Annotated in this window: 10 protein-coding genes; 4 read left to right on the top strand and 6 right to left on the bottom strand. The window is 36.8% G+C overall.

Annotation, left to right across the window (positions count from 1 at the left end):
• Positions 1-3: 3 nt before the first annotated feature.
• Both H7A25_20845 and H7A25_20840 read right to left on the bottom strand, forming a co-directional pair.
• Positions 4-885: an NADH-quinone oxidoreductase subunit H gene (locus H7A25_20845; GenBank protein MCP5502357.1), complete on the bottom strand. Its 882-nt coding sequence runs from the start codon at positions 883-885 to the stop codon at positions 4-6.
• A 2-nt stretch (positions 886-887) separates the two neighbouring features.
• On the bottom strand, positions 888-2,588 hold the full coding sequence (locus H7A25_20840; GenBank protein ID MCP5502356.1) for a formate hydrogenase: 1,701 nt from the start codon (positions 2,586-2,588) through the stop codon (positions 888-890).
• A 154-nt stretch (positions 2,589-2,742) separates the two neighbouring features.
• Here H7A25_20840 and H7A25_20835 point away from each other — a divergent pair, with 154 nt between their 5' ends.
• The 4 genes from H7A25_20835 (at position 2,743) to H7A25_20820 (ending at position 9,623) form a co-directional block, all read left to right on the top strand.
• A complete protein-coding gene (locus H7A25_20835; GenBank protein ID MCP5502355.1) occupies positions 2,743-3,237 on the top strand; it encodes a zinc ribbon domain-containing protein in 495 nt (164 codons plus the stop codon).
• A 94-nt stretch (positions 3,238-3,331) separates the two neighbouring features.
• A complete protein-coding gene (locus H7A25_20830; protein ID MCP5502354.1) occupies positions 3,332-7,537 on the top strand; it encodes an ankyrin repeat domain-containing protein in 4,206 nt (1,401 codons plus the stop codon).
• Position 7,538: 1 nt separating this feature from the next.
• On the top strand, positions 7,539-8,240 hold the full coding sequence (locus H7A25_20825) for a hypothetical protein (GenBank protein ID MCP5502353.1): 702 nt from the start codon (positions 7,539-7,541) through the stop codon (positions 8,238-8,240).
• A gap of 3 nt (positions 8,241-8,243) precedes the next feature.
• Positions 8,244-9,623 carry a tetratricopeptide repeat protein gene (locus tag H7A25_20820; GenBank protein MCP5502352.1) on the top strand — a complete coding sequence of 460 codons (1,380 nt, stop codon included), beginning with the start codon at positions 8,244-8,246 and terminating at the stop codon, positions 9,621-9,623.
• A gap of 3 nt (positions 9,624-9,626) precedes the next feature.
• On the opposite strand, the gene H7A25_20815 is transcribed toward H7A25_20820, so the two are convergent.
• Genes H7A25_20815 through H7A25_20800 form a run of 4 tightly spaced genes read right to left on the bottom strand, consistent with a single transcriptional unit; the run spans position 9,627 to position 18,069 of the window.
• Positions 9,627-12,953 carry an ATP-dependent exonuclease SbcCD, C subunit-like protein gene (locus tag H7A25_20815; GenBank protein MCP5502351.1) on the bottom strand — a complete coding sequence of 1,109 codons (3,327 nt, stop codon included), beginning with the start codon at positions 12,951-12,953 and terminating at the stop codon, positions 9,627-9,629.
• A complete protein-coding gene (locus tag H7A25_20810) occupies positions 12,928-13,494 on the bottom strand; it encodes a DUF4194 domain-containing protein (protein ID MCP5502350.1) in 567 nt (188 codons plus the stop codon). The genes H7A25_20815 and H7A25_20810 overlap by 26 nt, the downstream gene beginning before the upstream one ends.
• A 5-nt stretch (positions 13,495-13,499) precedes the next feature.
• A complete protein-coding gene (locus H7A25_20805; GenBank protein ID MCP5502349.1) occupies positions 13,500-14,939 on the bottom strand; it encodes a DUF3375 domain-containing protein in 1,440 nt (479 codons plus the stop codon).
• A 1-nt stretch (position 14,940) separates the two neighbouring features.
• A complete protein-coding gene (locus H7A25_20800; protein ID MCP5502348.1) occupies positions 14,941-18,069 on the bottom strand; it encodes an efflux RND transporter permease subunit in 3,129 nt (1,042 codons plus the stop codon).
• Positions 18,070-18,234: the final 165 nt, after the last annotated feature.

Here is an 18,234-nt window from a genome sequence, read left to right as displayed (position 1 = left end):
GTATTACTTTAACTTCACAAGAGTTCCGAGTATTAGAAGAAATAAATAGGTTAAACCCATTATCTCCGGAACCCAGTTCCACTTTCTCCTGGTACATATTGATTCCCAATAACCAATTCCGGCTACGAGTAAGAGAGCACCGATATAAGCTAACAGGTTATCAAGGTATTCCGGCACATTTGCATTATAAAGAAATTTCGAATGTTCAATAGCCAATTTCAAAATAAACATAATAAGTGAGGCTATCTTTACCTGGTAAGCAGAATCAAAAAGAGCCAGAGATCTACCGGAAGCTTCCAATAACATAGCTTCATGAACCATGGTTAATTCGAGGTGAGTTCTTGGATCATCAAATGGAGGCCTCGCCAGTTCAGCAAGGATTACAACAATAGTAGCCAGAACAAATATGGCACCAAATATAACACTAACCCAGGAGAAATCCATACTCATCTTTGATTGAGCAACTAAAATGATCAGGATAATAATAGGCTCACTCATTACCGATAACAAAATTTCTCTGGAAGTTCCAAGACCTCCGAAAGAAGTCCCGGTTTCCATGGCATAACCGGTGAGAGCAATCCTCTGGATGACCAGGAAAAAGGGAATAAGTATGAAAGAGGTCCATTCAAAAGCAACAATAGACCAGACCATCAAAGAAGCAAATAAAGCAAAAGAAGGAGCTAATTCGCTGTAGGTACCGGAAAAAATTCCATCTATAGGCTTCTTTTGAAATAATCGAATGATATCATTCAGATTTTGTAATATAGGTGGACCTTTCCTTCCCTGGGCTCTTGCCCTCACCTTACGGATGATTCCACCCGCTAAAATCGGAAGGGTGATGAATGTAAAAAACATTACAATTAGATTTAGTATCTTAGGACTCATGTTTACATGCCCGCAAATAATTTTTGGTAGAGCAAAAGTACTCCAACTGAAAATAAAAGAGAAATCGAAGATAAAAATAAGTAGGTGGTCAGCTCGCCGGTTTCAAAAAAATGAATCCAGTATCGACCGAATCCCAGAAGCTTATTCATCAGAGAAAGAAAAAGACTATCCAGTTTTGCATCTCCTGTTTTATTCAATAAAAACCTCCCTACCGAAGGAAAAAGAGGATCGGAAATAACTGAGCCGGGTATAGACACATCTTCTCCGCGATAATTACTACCACAATCCCAGATTTGACGTTTCCAAATTTTATGCCTGAATTTAGAGTATATTAGAAATAGACTTACTACTATAACAAACAGGGAAATAAAAGACAGTTTAAAAACCCAGGTTTGAAATAAACCCGGTAAGATTTCCTTTAACTCCGGTTGTATATAGAAGGGAATCCAGGCTATTACTGGCAATAAAAGAATCAGAATACCGAGAGAATTTAAAGAATAGGTTAAAAATGCAGAAGGAGTCTGAGGCTCAATTTGTTTTCGTGGAACAGAAAGCATTAAAGAAAGAAAGAGTTTCACATGGGAAAAAGCCCCCATCGCAAGACCGGTGCTGATAAAAATAAGCGAAGGAAGAATCAAGAGGGAACGTGTAACCGGCATATCGATTACAATCGAACCCAGATAAAGAAAGGTCGATTCAGAGAAAAATCCAATGGTCCCGGGCACCATGGCAAAACTCAGGCTCCCAACAGAACTGGCGAGAAAAGAAAGTCCGGAAACTCTACCGACTCCTTTACACTCATCTGTGTCGGTACTGGAGGCAATTTTAGCCAGATAACCTAAAGATAAGAACTGATAAGTTTTAGAAACGGAATGGTGAATAATACTAATGTAAAAAACTACCAGATAGGCCAGGGCCAGCTTTTGAATTTCCGGATTTGGATCTACGACCCAGAATAAATATATCAAAAGACTCAACCATAAAAAGTTACTGTTCTCTATCGTGCTGTACGCCAGTGCTCTTTTAATGTCTTTTTGAAAGAAGGAAGCAATTCCTCCCAGAAAGACCCCTATTCCGGCAAACAGGATGAGATACTCTATCTTGAGCAAATCATGCAGGTTATCCGGCATATACCGTAGAAAAAGTAAGAGAGGAAGGTTAATCATCAGGCCGGAATAGGCGGCAGAACCGTGAGAGGGGGGGCCTGAGTGTGCCTCCGGCAACCAGATGTGTAAAGAAGAATAAGCTGACTTCAAAAGTAAAGCGGCAATTAAAAAATAAAGACCGGTAGTATTGCCACTTGGAAGAAAGATCCAGATAGCTAAAAAAATCATAGAAACACTACTGGCTACAAATAAAGCGACAATACTTCGAATAGCCTTGTCTGACAATCTGGAACCAAGATAAATCAGCAGAGCTCCTACGGTAGAGATTTCCCAGAAGAATAAAAGTCGAAAGCTTTTCCCGGAAAGATAAGAACCGGAAAGCCCCAGAAAAAAGATGAAGTAACCTATAAAAATCCGTGCTATATTACGTTTTTCATAGGCTCTTACATAAAAGAAAATGATATTTCCGATAACAGCCTGAAGAATTAAACCCAGATAAATGGGAAAGTCAGGTCCTGAAAACTCTCTACCCTGCTGCCTTGCAATTTGCAGCGGTAATAAAAGAGAAATGCCGAGTAATAAATGTAATAGATTCATAATTAATTATTAAAAAAATGCACAAAGTATGATACACATTTAGAATGAAGCAATTTTACTGTCGACTCATTTCCTAAAAAATAAGTTATACAATTTATTTTATTTAAATATTTTTTTCTTGCGAAAACAACTTAACCATTTTCTCATTCAATGTATGAGCTATACCTGTCCTCACTGCGGAGCATCCCTTCAAAGTTCCAGTATTTACTGCAATTATTGTAATGGTAAGCTTCCTATACGAGCTACCATACCCCAGACAGAAAAAGAAAATTTAAATAAATACATTGAAGGGCTTGAGAAAATTTTAGAATCCAAAAAAAATTCTCATGATGGAAGGGTCTCTCTTTTCTTTTTCGTCATGTTCCTTGCCTGGGTAGGCACAACTTATATCCTTCATAAGTTTATGAGTGGATGGATCCTTACAATTATCCTCTCTGTTGCATTTGCTTTCGCCTATTTCCTTATCTTCGGCTGGTATGTTTCCCTAAATGAAAGTAAGTCCTATAAAGAAACCTTTGATGCCAGGGTAAAGAAAGATATAGAAGAATACCTGGCTCGAAATGGCATCGATAAACAGGAATTCAAGCTGGCCGCTATCGAAGTCCTCAAATCGAATTCCCCCCTCTACCCTTTTTTAATAGAATTTTAAAAATCCATTATATTCCTTCCCAACCAGGAGAATCTATAGTTTTCTTGACAGAAAATCCAAGGAGAAGTCCTATAAGCATAATAAGCGGGAATATATGGCACAACAAAAAAAAGATATAGAAGCTTTCATCCATGCAATCAAGGATTCAGATATAGAACTGATTGAAGATTTTTTGAAAGATGGTATGGATATAAATGCCAAATCAAAGAAGGGAAACCGAGCTATTACCAGAGCTGCCGGCGACAACAACCTTCCTATGGTAGAATACCTGATTAAAAAAGGAGTTGATGTAAACCTCACCAGTACAAACGGAACCAGTGCATTGATGAAAGCAGTTGGGGAAGGAAATCTCGCAATAGTGAAGATTCTTCTTGAAAATGGTGCTCAAACAGATCCGGAAGATGAAATCGCAAAACAAAATTATTCCGCTCTTATAAAAGCCTGCCAGAATGGAAATTTAGAAATCACAAAACTTTTATTAGAACACGGTGCCGATGTTAATGCTGAAACCAAAAACAATACCACAGCCCTCAGTCGAGCCGCTCAGGATGGTTATTTAGAAATCATTAAATTACTAATAGACTTTGGAGCTGAAGTCGACCCGAAAGTAGAAGGTGTCAATTCCGCTCTAATGAAAGCTGCCGAGAATGGGCATAATGAAACAGTTCGCTATCTTTTAGAAAAAAAAGCCAGACCCAATTTTCAAAATAAGAATGGGGAAACTGCTCTTATCAAAACAGCCCAGAGGGGGAATACGGACACTCTGGAGATCCTTTTAGATTTTCAAGCTGATACAGAATTGGAGGACAAGAATAAATTTACAGCCCTTTTTCATACAGCCAAAACAGGCTATACCAAAAGCATGAAGCTTTTAATCGAAAAAGGAGCCAATTTCTTCCACACTGATTCGGAAGGCTACACAGCCCTGATGCTCGCAGCAGAAAGCGGACATACCAAAACCGTAAAACTTCTTCTCTCCAAAGGTGCTGACTTTCATGAAATCAATAACAAAGGAAAAACAGCTCTTGAACTCGCAGAAGAAAAAGAATACTCTGAAATTATTCGTGTTCTTAAAGAAAGAAGAGATGACTACGAACAAAAAAATAGCGAGGGCTACAGTGATATATCCTATGCAGCCATGTATGGTTATACAGAAGCCATTCAACTGTACATAAAAAAAGGACTCTTACCCGATGAAATGGATTCTCGTGGCTATACTCCCCTGATGTATGCCTGCAAAAATGGTCATATAGATACAGTGGAACTTCTTTTACGTCAAAATGCCAGTTTATATACAAGAAGTAAGGTAGATAACTTTACGGCTCTTATGTATGCAGCTCAGAACGGAAACGTGGAAGTTATTCGAACTATAGCACATAGCACTGAAAAAACCGACATTTTTAATGCTTATACAGGTTCAGACTTTATAACACCTGTTTCCCTCGCTGTCCAAAACAATCATATGGAAGCTGTTATTTATCTTTTGCGTAAGGGTGCTCCCGTAAACTTCACCTTTGTAGAAGGCCAGGGCTTAACTCCTCTTATGGTAGCAGCTAAGCACAATCGTGTAGATGTGGCCAGGGTACTAATACGTGCCGGAGCTGATGTAAACGCTCAAACCCTGGAAAAAAATGAGAACAATCTGGGGCAATGGACTCCTTTAATGTTTGCAGCAGAAGCAGGTAACGCAGAGATGATAGAGCTTCTTTTGAAAAATGGTGCAGATGTTCAGGAACAGAATAAGGATGGAAAAACAGCCATCCACATCGCCAGTGAAAAACAGTTCCATGACATCGTTGAACTTTTGGTGAAACAGGAAGAAGACTTTAAGTTTAAACTTCAGGATGGCTGGACAGATTTGATTTATGCTTCCTTTTACGGTCAAAAGAAGCGGGTTCGAAGTCTGTTACGCAAAGAAAATATTGATATTAACAGACAAAACCGTGGAGGCTATTCTGCCCTATCCTGCGCGGCACAAAACGGCCATTTTGATATTGTGAAGGAGTTAATTGAAAATGGAGCCAATATTTCCTTAAAAAACAGAGATGGAATAAATGCTCTTATGCACGCAGCCGAAGTCGGGCATTTTAAAATCTGTGAACTTTTAATCGAAAAAGGTGCCGATGTCAATGACAGGAGCCATACGGATTTTACTCCTCTAATGTATGCGACTAAAAATGGACATGTGAGTCTCGCTAAATTTTTTGTTGAAAAGAAAGCTGATATCAATGATAGAGATAAAAACGGTTGGACGGCCCTCAGTCTTGCTTCCCATAATCGTCACCAGGAACTTGCCAACTTCCTGATTGAAAATGGAGGGGTGGAAGGAAGACCGAAGGGGGCGTATGCGGGTTATGCACCCGATTCCCATATTTCTTCCGATCAGCTGGGCATCAGTAGCAATGTTGACTCATTCGCTAAATTATTATCCGCAAGAGCCTTAGAGCCCCCCCTGGCCATCGGCCTTTTTGGTTATTGGGGAGCCGGAAAATCGTTTTTCATAGAAAAGCTTATCGAAAGAATTAGTTTTATTTCTAAAAAAGTTAGAGAAGAAATAAAAAATAATAGAAGAAAGCAACAGGATTTCTCTTATTACGGAAGAATCGCTCAGATAAAATTCAATGCCTGGCACTACGCCGAAGGAAATCTCTGGGCAAGTCTTGTAGAGCATATTTTTTCTAACCTGAAAGTGTATGATTCAGAAACAGAAGACGAAACGGAAAATAGGAGAAATAAACTTTTAGCGGCAATAGATAATAATCTCAAAGCTTTAAACGAAAATATGCTGGCCCTAAAAGAAGAAGAAGATAAATACAAAAATGAAATCGAAGAAAGGAAACTAGAAGTCAAACAAAAGGAAGAAGATTTAGCAAAGGAAGAAAAACAACTTTTAGAGGAAGAAGAAAAGCTTTCTCAAAAAATAGAGACGATTGATCTGGAAATCAGTAAATTAGAAGAATCTAAAGAAGATAAAACCCTCCTTTTCAGAAACCTTTTTACGAGTAGAATTAAGGAAAGCTTGAGCACGGAAGCTCTCAGCAGAATATCGAGTAATCCAAAAGTTAAAGAGGCTTTGAAAACTATAGATCCGGAACTAAAAAAAGCCGGGGAAATTCCTTTTGATGTAATGGAAAAAAAAGTTCAGGAATTTGTTACAGAAAATATTTATAATCCAAAAAAAGACGAATCTATAATCGAAAGGGTTTTTAATAAAGAAAACTGGAAAGAAGCCTGGACTTCAAATAAAACCAGATTTTTTGTCTGGATTTTCATGATATTTTTTGTAGTAGCCCTACCCTTTGTAATTCCTATTTTAATCGATGTAAAAAATACTGTTTTTCATTTTTTAGAAACAAAGATCTCCTACTTGATTTCTCTTTTAGGTGGAGGTTCCGGTCTGGCTCTCTTTGCAAAAAAAGCTTTGAATTCTTTATCTATGGCCTGGACAAAAATCAGGGAATATGCACCCGAATTCAAAAACCTTGAGCAGAACTTGCAACAGGAAGAAAACAAAATTCATGCAAAGGTAGAAGAAAAACAGGAAGTATTGAACCTACAAAAAGAAAAACTACAGAAAGAAAAAGAAAGTTTAAATACAAAGAAGGATGATTTATCAGAAAAAAGAAATGGTTTACAAAAAGAATACGATAAGATAGAAAAAGAGAAAGATAGAATTAAAGACGATTTGAGGGATTTGCGAAAACAAATATTAGAGCTTAAACGGCAGAAAACCCTGCAACGTGAAGATAATCTTTTAGCTCACTATATTAATGACCGTGCGTCTTCCAACGATTATAAAAAGCATCTCGGACTTCCGGCACAAATTCGCCGTGATTTTGATAAACTTTCCCGCCTGGTTGAGTCTTTCAATAAAAAGTTGGATAAGGGTTTGGAAAGTGAAGAAGATGAACATATGATCAACCGAATTGTATTATATGTGGATGATCTGGATCGCTGTTCAACCAAAAAGGTAGTCGAGGTAATAGAAGCTGTTCATCTTCTATTAGCCTTTCCTTTATTTACAGTAGTTGTGGCAGTAGACCCCCGCTGGCTTACCCAGGCTTTACAAATTGAATACAAAGAATTATTCAATGGAGAACTCGCTCTCGATACAGATGGAGATGGAATCCCGGATTTACAAAGAGCAACCCCGCATGATTACTTAGAGAAAATATTCCAAATTTCTTTCTGGCTCTATCCTATGGATGTAAAAGGTAGAAGAAATATGGTGGAAACCCTGACTTCCAATGTTCAGATTTCCAATGAAAGAGAAATAATCAATTCCTTAGAGGAAAACTGATATGCCTGCACCTGAAGAACTAATAGAAACACTGGATTTGAATCCACCTATGCTTTACATCAACGATGAAGAAAGAAGGTTTATGCTATTACTGGCACCTATCCTTACACGCTCCCCCCGCTCCCTCAAACGCTTTATTAATGTATACAGGTTAATAAAGGTTGGAATGAATGATGAACAGTGGAATGTTTATTACAAAAAAGAAAAGCCTGATGGGATCGGAGATTGGTCTTTTAAAAACTTCGAAGTAGTGATGTTTCTTTTAGCTGTTGTAACCGGTATGCCCAACACATCTCGTATGCTCTATCAGAATTTCAGAGTAAGAAAACAGGGTCTGCGAACATTTGAAGATGTATTAAAAAGAATTAATATTGTCTACAAGAAAGACGAAGACGAATGGTATATTTTTGAAGAACCTTCTGCCAATTTTCCCAAAACAAATGTGTTACATACTAAGAAGAAAGATGAGGATCTTTCATCAAAAGTCGAACATGAAATCCAGGGAGAGAAAGTAAATAATATTATTCTATATAATATGCAAATGGAATTTTTAAATTTTATAAAATGGCTCATGAACTGGAAAGATAGTCAGATAACACGGGAAGCCTGGCTTTCTATGGATATCGATCAGTTGCGCTACTGGGATCCTTTTGTTTCAAGGTATTCCTTCCGCGTCGACCCCCCTATTTTAGATGAGTCCTGAATTATGATGACGTCTCTTAGATTAAAACAATTTCTTTTTGCTTTTTTCTTTCTATTCAGCACTCTTAGTTCTGAATCTATCACGAATGAAAAGCTTATCGAAGAATTTCATCACTATTTAAATCTGGCAGAAACACAACTTAAGCACTATCAATTAGAAGAATCTATACAAAATGCCAAAACTTCCATAAAATTCGGTCTTGAGTATTATAATGGTTATACTATTGAACTTTTCGATCCTTATAATATTATAGGTCTTGCTTACTATTCACTGGGATACTATGAAAAAGCTCTCGATACATTTTTAACAGCAGAAAATATCCTAACCTCAAACCATTTGGATAACCACATTTCATACGGAATTCTATTTAATAATATTGGCCTGACTTATGAACGCCTGGCACGATATGAATATGCAAAATTCTATTTAGATGAAAGCTTAAAAATAAAAGAACAAATTCTGGAAGAAGATAATTTATCCTTTGCTTCAACGTATAACAGTATGGGACTTTTACAATATTCTCTGGGTAACTATGATGAAGCACTTCACTACTACATCCTGGCTTCCGAGATAAGAAGGAAAAATATTTCAGAGGATTCGCTTTTAGTAGCCCAATGTTATAATAATATGGGAATCGTTTATCAGTCAAAAGGGAATTATTCAGATGCTTACAAATACTTCAATAAAGCTCTAAAAATTAAGGAAAAACTTAAAGACCTTGATATGCCGAGCCTTGCAACCTCTTTAAATGGTGCTGCTGAATTATACTATCGACTCGGTAAATATCAGCGCTCTGAAAAGCTATATAAGCATTCTCTTAGAATTAAAAAACGTTTTTTTGGCAACAAACATCCGGATATAGCAGTTATTTATAATGGTCTGGGTAATTGCTACTACAGCCAGGGAAAATATAGTCTCGCAAGAAAACAGTATCAAAAAGCTTATGAAATCCGAAAAAATTTCTTTATTAAAACCCATCCGCAAATTGCAAAACTATATAATAATATTGCTAATATATATGAAATGACAGGTCATCCGGAACTTTCCGAAAAAATGCATAAAAAGGCCCTATCTCTGAAATATAAACATTTAGGGAAAGAGCATCCGAGTGTTACGAACAGTCTTGAAAATTTAGCTGTGCATTATGACAATCATAACCAGGTAGATAAGGCAATCCAGCTTACCCTACTTTCATTAAAAATTCGGTCTAAACTTTTTGGTGAAAAATCCCGTCCTCTAATAGCCACCTATAAGAAACTTCGGGATTTTTATTCAGAGAAAAAAGATTATAAAACAGCTAAAGAATACGAAGCGAAACTTAAGTATCTGGAAAACATTTTTCCGTCTGAGGATAAATCGATAATCCTCATCAAAACAAATTAGTTTTCAGCTATATTTTTCTTTTTCCTTTTTATACTCTTCAATACTGATTGTTTTTACCATGGAATTATGCCCTCCCATATTCGAAACAAAATGCACAGAACGGATGTAGTCTTCGATTACATGAATCTTTTGCAGGGGAGTTACAATTAATAATTGCAGATTTAATTTTCGAAAGAGTTCCAAACCATAACGAGTACTCTCATCAGAACCTCGACCAAAAGCTTCGTCGATTACGACAAAGCGAAATGAGCGAGAATGCTCTTTTTTCCACTCCAAGCCGAATTGAAAAGCCAATGCGGAAGCAAGGATAGTATAGGCCAGCTTTTCTTTCTGACCTCCTGATTTGCCGGAAGAATCACTATAGTGTTCCCTTTCTCTCTCATCCTCCATATACCTTTCACTTACAGAAAAATTATACCAATTACGCACATCTGTAACCCTCTGAGTCCAATTAATATCAGAAGTTTCCTGACTATGAAATCGATCCAGAATCTTTTTTACTCTTAAGAACTTTTCCTCTCCATATAGCTCTTCTTCTCCTTCATACTGATCGAGACAGCGGAGAAGTTGTTCTTTAAAATCTGCAATGGATTGCTCGCTTGATTTATCTGCCAGGATTTCAATATAAGTACCGGGATTATATTCAATTTCCCTTAAAGATCGGTTAATGGTTTTTACTTTTTCAATTATATCGGTAGCATAACCTTCTAACTGAACTCGAAACATCGCAATATCATTAATTGTCTTTTCGTTTAATTCTTCTTTAAATTTCTCCTCATGCCTGGGAAGATCCTCATTTACAATTTTATTATAATATTCTTTAAATTCGTTTCCTGAAGCAATATCTACATCCACATCAGTTGTTTCTTCCGGATAGTTCTTTTTATAAAGAGTCATATTCTTTTCAATTCCCAATCGAAGGGCGGCTGCTTTCTCTTCAAGAGTATGAATCTCAATCCTGCATTTTTCTTCGTATACAGCACGACCTTTCTCAATAGTTTTCAAACTATATGCGTTTTCTTTATTATCTTCTTCGACCTGGCTTAAGAAATGACTTATATCCTCATTTAAACTTTCGAGGTAAAGTTCACACTCCTTTAATACTTCTTCATTTTCACTAATTCCGGAAGAAAGTTGTCCGATTTGTCTATCCGCCTGGGCCTTCAAATTTGTTTTCTCAAGAATTTGTCTCTTCAATTGCAAGAGATCAGTTTCCATTTTCCTTAAGGGTTCAGAACTTGCTTTTAAAGATTCATTTTCCTCGTGTAAATTTTGTATATATCTGGCTTCTGTTTCCCAATTTATTTCTTCGTAATTTTCATATTTCATGAAGTCGTATAGGTTACGTTCTTTATTTTTTAAACGCTCCTGTGCTCTTTCCACCTGGGCCCTGGCTTCATTTAATTTCATTATATCCGAATGTAGTTTATCCAGTTCGGAACGTATAGCTTGAATTTTCTTTTCATTAGTCCATCCCAGGATATAATTACGCCTGTCCTTTATATCAGTTCGATCATCTTTTTCATGTCTATATTTACCGCGTTTTATCTGTCCCTGTTTACTTAAAGCAAAAGGCTCTCTGCGAAAGGAATCCATATCTTCACAGCAAATATAGTTATAACGCTCTAAGATTTCTTTCTCCAGCCAATAGTAAAAAGAGGAGTCTTCTTTTAATTCAATCTTATTGAATAAAGAGTTATCCCTGATATAAGATCTATCTACATGCTTTAGATTTTCGCTAACCCTATAATATTCCAATCTTCCTTTCAAATTTGTTTTGTTCACATAATTACTGATTCTTTCATAAAGATTTTCCGGCACAAGTAAACTTGTCCCGAACCCTCTGAGGATTCTCTCAATAGCACCTTCCCAATCTTTCTCATCTTCCTTCACACGTAGAAGTTCTCCCGCAAAAGGCAAGTCTGAAGATGTTAGATTTAATTCCTCCGCAATGGAATGTCGAATTTGTAAAAGCTTCTCCGGAATCTGAGTTTTCCGACTCAATAGAGATTTCAACTCCGCTTCTTCTTCTTTTCCCTTTTCCAAAAGCTTACTTAGATTTATTTGTATATTATCTCTTTCTAAAATTATATTCTGAACTTTTTGATTGATTGATTCATACTCTTTTTTAGCCTGTGCAAGGTGTTTGTAGAAAACCTCTTCATTAACGGAGCGAGTCCAATCAAGATGCTCTAAAAGATTTTCATAGGACTGAAACTTTTTTAATTTTGCATTTTTTTTCTCTTCCATAAGTTTCAGTTCTTTTTGTATTTCACTCAATCTTCTTCCGGTTTCATTCTGCATAATTAAACTATGTATTTCCGTTTCCCTTTCTCTTAAACGAAATAGTTCTTCTTCATAAGATTCGAGCTGATTATTAATAATATGTAGATTCTCTTTCTGCCTTTGGAGTTCATCTTTCAAAAAGCTTCTTTTTAGACCCATAAAATAAAAAGGGCTAGCTTTTTGTTTTAGGTTCGCATTTCCAATAAGTTCAGCCGTCTTTTCAAAACTCTCTAACTCAGAGATGATAGGGGAAAGTTCCTGAAGTTGTCGTTTTGCTTTTTGTACCAATTCAAAGCTGCGACTTAAATTCTCGTAATTCTTTTTCAAACCTTCAATCTTCTCATCAACCTGCGGAACATCCAGCATATGGTTTTTTACAAAATCATTCAAGTTACCGACTGACTTCATAGAAACCGTCTGATAAAAAAGATCCATGGCTTTTTCAGAACGAATCCCAAAAATAGAACGAAAACGTGAACTATAATCTCGAAAGCTATCAAACAGTTCCGTCCGTTCTTCTTTCCGTATATTTTTCTTGAGTCTCAATATATCTGTGCCAAAACCGGTGAAATGCTCAGAAATGTTCAGCTCATCATGAGAAACAACGAAGAATTTTTCTACCCGGTTATTCCGTATCCAGTAAACTTGAGCCAGGCTTACAGCTTCCGAATAACCTTCATTATAAAATATTCCGAGAATAACTGAATACGTATTTGGATCTCTCAGAAATACAGGTCTTGAGTAACCGGTTTCAGCTATTTTTTCATTTTTATATTCGCCTCTTACATAAGTATATAAAGTTCTTTCCTTTCCCTCTGAACCTGCAGCCCGGTTATATACAATTCTTGTATGTTGCACTAACAATGTAGTAATAGCATCCACCAGGGTAGATTTCCCCGATCCTATATCACCGGTGAGTAAGGAATTAAAATTGGAAGGTTCTATTTTCCAGATACGATTATGAAAAGTTCCCCAGTTTAAAAGCTCAAGTCTTTTTAAACGAAAACCTGTATTAATTTCAATCTGTTCCGAGATTTCTTGCATGTTCTTCCAACTTTTGTAAGATTTCAGATAGTATATCTGCATTGATTTTAGCTTTTATAATATTTTTTACTTCGTACCGATCACTTTCATTTTTCAATTTACGTAAAAAACCGTAGTCAATTAATTTATTAATATGCACATCTATCTTATCAAATCGCTTCGCTTCATTTCGATCTTCAGGTAAAAAAGAAACTAACATTTCCTTAATTTCCTTTTTATTCAGCACAAGCCTTGCATCCGTAGAATTAGCTTCCATCTCAGCAAAACGATTTCTCAAAAGTGCAAGGAGTAAAGTTACAGGATAACTTAGCTGCCTTCTTTCTACCAGAAGGGGAAATAAACTCCCCTCTTCCGGCTCATCCTGTGATAAGAATGCGTAACCATCTGATTCAAAAATTAAAACTTTCAGGCCGATTTTATGAAAATAATCTTTTAAAGCCTCTCTATCTTCGATAATAATATTCCAAATTTCCTTTTCCTCTTCATAAACAACACCTTTTAAAAGTTTTAAAACAGCTGCTGCATATCTAAGTGTCTCCATATTTTTCATTTCTGGTAAATGACCTCCGGCAACTTAATTTGAAAATACTTATCCGTTTCCTTATTATGTATAACAAATAGTTCTTGTTTGTCTTCGTGAACAACAGCCTTCAGATCCTTATGAGCAAGGGCAATATATGATATAACTTCAGTTAAACCTTTTTCTACCGGGAAGTGCTGTAATACCTCTTTCAAACTCACCTGTGACTTTTGCTTCATCGTCTGTCGTATCCTATCTTTCAAAACTCCCGGATCCACATAAAGCTGGGTAAAAAGAGCTTCTGTATTTAATTCAGTCTCTCCTTCTTTAAACTCAGTATTACTGAGTTCTAAATCATCTTTTGGTTCCCAGAGAGGTCTATCCATTACATTATGATTTAGTAAAGTATGTTCAATAGAAAAAAAAGATTTTTTGGAAGGAGGATTGTCTTTCAATTCCAGTGCCTTCTTTTTAATTTCCGTTACCAGGCTGAGGATTCTTTTATTCTCCTGCAAAGACTTCTCATCTAAAAACTTTCGAACCTGCTCCACCAACTCATGGTTCATACGGTTTACCTTGTCTCCCGCTTCGACAAGATATACTTTAATTTTTTGCAGTAGATCATCCGGTCGCGTTTCCTGCACTTCCTTTAAGCTATATACATTCTCAACAAGGTTTTCAAATTCTTTTTGTCGTTTACTCGACATTAGAAATTCCCAGAAAGCACGAAAACTTTTTCCCTGGTCAGAATCCCAAATAGTGTCCTGGACTTGAAAAACTTCCTCTAACAATTTTCCCTTAGAAAGAGCAGAAATTTGTTTTTCTTTTAGATTTGCATTTAGTTCACGAAAATTATACTCTACCTGCCGAAAATCAGCTAATAGTTTTCTTGCCAGATCCCTGGCTTCAACAAAATTTTCTTTGACTCTTGTCTTATCCATCACAGGAGCCTGGCCATTTTTCAAGGCTTCAATTTCTTCTTCAAGTTCTTCTTTTTGCTTTTCTAAATTCCGAATCCTTTCATCAATATCCTGTGAGGTTCCATAATTTATATCTTTAAGAATATTATAAATTCTCAATAATCTGGACTCGGTTCCTACAAATTCCCGTTTTTCCAAATCCTGAATCCAATCCAGAGCTTTTTCAGCGGCAGGTGTCAACTCAAATAATGCATCATCTCCTTCCTTTCTGTAGTATTTACGAAGGAAACCATCATTTGTCCATCGTTCCAAATAATTTTTGGCTTGTTCAGGATAAATTCCGCTACCTTCCGATTGGCGAAGAATATACAAGTAATCGGATAATTCTATACCGAGACTTTCGGAATCTAATGTAATACGATTATTTTGTTTAAAGGCAGAATATAGAAATCCTAATATAAGAGGAAAAGAATCTGCCCGAAAGATCTTCAAAGTCGGGTGAGTTTCCCGTAAAAACTTCAAATAGGCATAATTCAATTCCTGCATTTTATGGAACATCCTCTGCTTTTATTTTAGAAACCTTATGTTTTATTTTTTTCAAAGCAAAACGAATATCATAACCTATTGCAAATACGCAGGGAATAAATGTAAGGGCCCCAAATGTACCGGAAGCCAGTCCCCAGGCAAGTGCCAGAGTCATAGGGATTAAAACCGGGTCGGAACCTCCGATTCCATAGGCTGTTGGCAATAAACCTGCCATCGTAGTAAGGGTAGTGAGAAGAATCGGTCGAAACCGAACTTCCGCTGCCATTATAAGTGCCCTATAAGGATCTTCATCTTCTTTAAATTGGTTGATAAAATCAACAAGTACAATAGAAGAATTCACAACCACTCCTGCAAGACCTATCACCCCGATAAGTGCAAAAAAACTTAAAGCCTTTCCGGCAGTATAAAACCCAATTATCACTCCGATTATACCCAGGGGAATGGTTCCGGTAATAACCAGGGGTTTTAAAGTACTATTAAAAATTAGAGCTATAATTGCATATATAGCAAAAAGTGCAACTACTCCGGCCCTGGCCAAAGATGCCATCGACTTCTGGGTATTTTCCTGTTCTCCCCTGAATTTAATGGCATAGCCCGGATAACGAGTTCCTATATCCTGAAATTTACTGAATACAAGTTTATTCGCTTCCGTAGAAGTAATATGGCTTTCCTTCACATCAGCTGTGATTGTAATGGCCCTTTCAAAATCATAATGCAATAAAGCTTCCGGCCCTCTATAAATTTCCGTTGTTGAAATAGCTCCGAGAGGAGTATTTAAACCATACTTATTGGGGAGCTTAATTCGGTTTATACTTTCCGGGTCTCCCCTGTGTTCATCATCGTATAGAACCCGTATCGTTATCTCATCTGTTCCTTTTCTGATATTTGAAACTTCATTTCCTTCATAAGCAGCTCGAATCAAGCTCGCAGCTTGTAGAGTCCCGATACCGGTTTGGGCGGAAAGTTGGTTTTTAAGTTTCACTACATATTCCTGACGACCTAAGTTATAATCATCACTAATATTTACGATTCCTTTTATACTTTTAAGATAATCCTGTATTTCAGCAGAAATTTTTCTTAAAGTTTCATAATCTTCTCCCTCTACGGCAAGCGTAATAGCAGCTCCAATCGGAGGAGAGGGAATAACCTCTTCTATGAATACAGATTTGGCATCAGGAAGTTTGAGAACATCGGGTTCTATTTGTGCAATGATTTCTCCCGCGGTTCTTTTCCTGTTTAGTTCGGGCGTTAAAAAAACTTGAATGACCCCTAAATGCTCCCCTACCCTTGTCAAATTATCCTGTGAATTTTTTTGCTGAATCCCCGCTTTAATCGAATAACTCACCAATTCCTCGGGAGGAAGTTTTTGGATAATCTTTTCAACATACTTCATACGGCTCATAGTATCGGTAACGCGAATGGAGGGAGAAAATTCCACTTTTACAATAAATATTTCAGAACCTTCTTTGGGAAACAGGTTAAATTTCATTTTAGAAGAAACATATACACTTAAAAAAAGTGCAATAAAAAAACTGGCAAAAGAAATGTATCGAAAACGGATAATAAAAGAAATAATCTTTGAAAAAATATCTCTAAGCCCGTTAAAGAAACCATCTAAAACTCTTCTGAATAGATTTACATGCTCTCCCGGTTTGGGTAAAGTACCGGCAAATTGTGACATCCTTCCGGGTAAAAGAAAAAAGGATTCAAAAAGACTTATGCTTAAAGTACAGATTACTACAAAGGGAATCTGCCAGATAAATTTCCCCATAATTCCGGACATAAACATCATTGGAGCAAATGCAGCTACTGTAGTCAAATAAGTCCCGATAATTGGTACCACCAATTCCGAAGAACCCTGGACTGCTGCTTCAAGAGGATCCAAACCCTGTTCCCTATAACGATAAATGTTTTCAGAAATTACAATACTATTATCAACAAGCATTCCCAGAGAAATGATAATACCAAGCATAGAAACCAGGTTAAAGGTAATATCATAGATTGGAAATATTATCAACATGCCAAATAAGGTCAGGGGAAGAGAGAGGCTCGTAATGATAGAATCTCGAAAACTTAAAAATAAAACAAGAATCACTATAACCAGAATAAAGCCAATAATAGCATTAGACTGAACAACATTTAACCTGTTTTCTGTACGTTTCCCTTCATCATTAATAATCGCAATTTTCGTTCCCTTTGGTAGAGTCTTATCGAATTCTTTTAATTTGGCTTTAATACGACTAACTGTATTAAGTATATCTCCCTTTTCTTTCTTCAAAATAAGAAGGTTAATAGCCGGAAATCCATTCGTAGAAGCTAAAAACTCCGGTCTTTGAAAAGTATCACGAGTTTTGGAAAATAGTTTAAGGGGAATCGTATTTCCAACTTCATTTCCGATTACCGGCAAATCCAGTATTTCGGATATAGTCTCAAATTCTCCCGTAGTCCGAATATTTCTTGCGTCCCCCCTCGAGAAAGTACCCGCAGGAATATTTACATTTCGTAACTTGATAGATTGAATCACATGCTGAAGATTCACATTATGCTTTTCCATCTTATCCGGATTTACAAGGACATGCCACTCCCTATCCCTTTGACCGAATAGATCCACCCGTGCGACTCCCGGAATTTTCTCCAGCTCTTTTTCTGCCAGTTTTGCAGCCTGGTATAATTCATGTGAACTAATGTCTCCATACACAGAAAGCTCCATAATAGGAAATTTACCGCTCTTACGTTCCTCAAAAAGAGGTCTTTCTGTAACCTGCTCAGGCAAATCAGAAACCTGATCCACAGCTTTTTGCAGATCATTAACAACCTTGGCCGGGTTTTTCTCTTCGAGGTCTACTTTGATAAGAATTTCCGACACAGACTGCCTTGATATGGATCTGACCTGCTCCAGACCATCTACTTCCCGAAGCCTTTCTTCGATAGGAATTGTCACCAATTGCTCAATATCCGAAGGAGGACTCCCCGGAAAAACAGTAGTAATCTTTACCTGGTTAAAATCTACATTGGGATAGGCTTCGCTTCTTAAACTAAAGATAGCCATTATACCCGATAAAATCAAGGAAAGGATTGTAAGCCAGGCAAGGAGAGGATGACCTACAAAATAGTGAATCGCTTTTTTCATATTTTTCTCTTTTTTGTAAAAAATAGTAGAACAAAGCAGGCAGGCAAGTAAAAAAAAAGACCCATCCCTATAACTAAGTTGTGATTTTTCCCTCTCCAAAATCAGGATTTCTTACAAAAAATAGGCCTGAATTAAGATAGATAATAGCCGGTCCCGAAGTAAATC

This window comes from Leptospiraceae bacterium, assembly GCA_024233835.1.
Taxonomy (GTDB): Bacteria; Spirochaetota; Leptospiria; order Leptospirales; family Leptospiraceae; genus JACKPC01.
This window is presented reverse-complemented; position numbering and strand designations above follow the sequence as displayed.

Coding starts and splice junctions, on each gene's coding strand:
- H7A25_20845 (MCP5502357.1), bottom strand. CDS start 885: ATGAGTCCTAAGATACTAAATCTAATTGTAATGTTTTTTACATTCATC.
- H7A25_20840 (MCP5502356.1), bottom strand. CDS start 2,588: ATGAATCTATTACATTTATTACTCGGCATTTCTCTTTTATTACCGCTG.
- H7A25_20835 (MCP5502355.1), top strand. CDS start 2,743: ATGAGCTATACCTGTCCTCACTGCGGAGCATCCCTTCAAAGTTCCAGT.
- H7A25_20830 (MCP5502354.1), top strand. CDS start 3,332: ATGGCACAACAAAAAAAAGATATAGAAGCTTTCATCCATGCAATCAAG.
- H7A25_20825 (MCP5502353.1), top strand. CDS start 7,539: ATGCCTGCACCTGAAGAACTAATAGAAACACTGGATTTGAATCCACCT.
- H7A25_20820 (MCP5502352.1), top strand. CDS start 8,244: ATGATGACGTCTCTTAGATTAAAACAATTTCTTTTTGCTTTTTTCTTT.
- H7A25_20815 (MCP5502351.1), bottom strand. CDS start 12,953: ATGCAAGAAATCTCGGAACAGATTGAAATTAATACAGGTTTTCGTTTA.
- H7A25_20810 (MCP5502350.1), bottom strand. CDS start 13,494: ATGGAGACACTTAGATATGCAGCAGCTGTTTTAAAACTTTTAAAAGGT.
- H7A25_20805 (MCP5502349.1), bottom strand. CDS start 14,939: ATGCAGGAATTGAATTATGCCTATTTGAAGTTTTTACGGGAAACTCAC.
- H7A25_20800 (MCP5502348.1), bottom strand. CDS start 18,069: ATGAAAAAAGCGATTCACTATTTTGTAGGTCATCCTCTCCTTGCCTGG.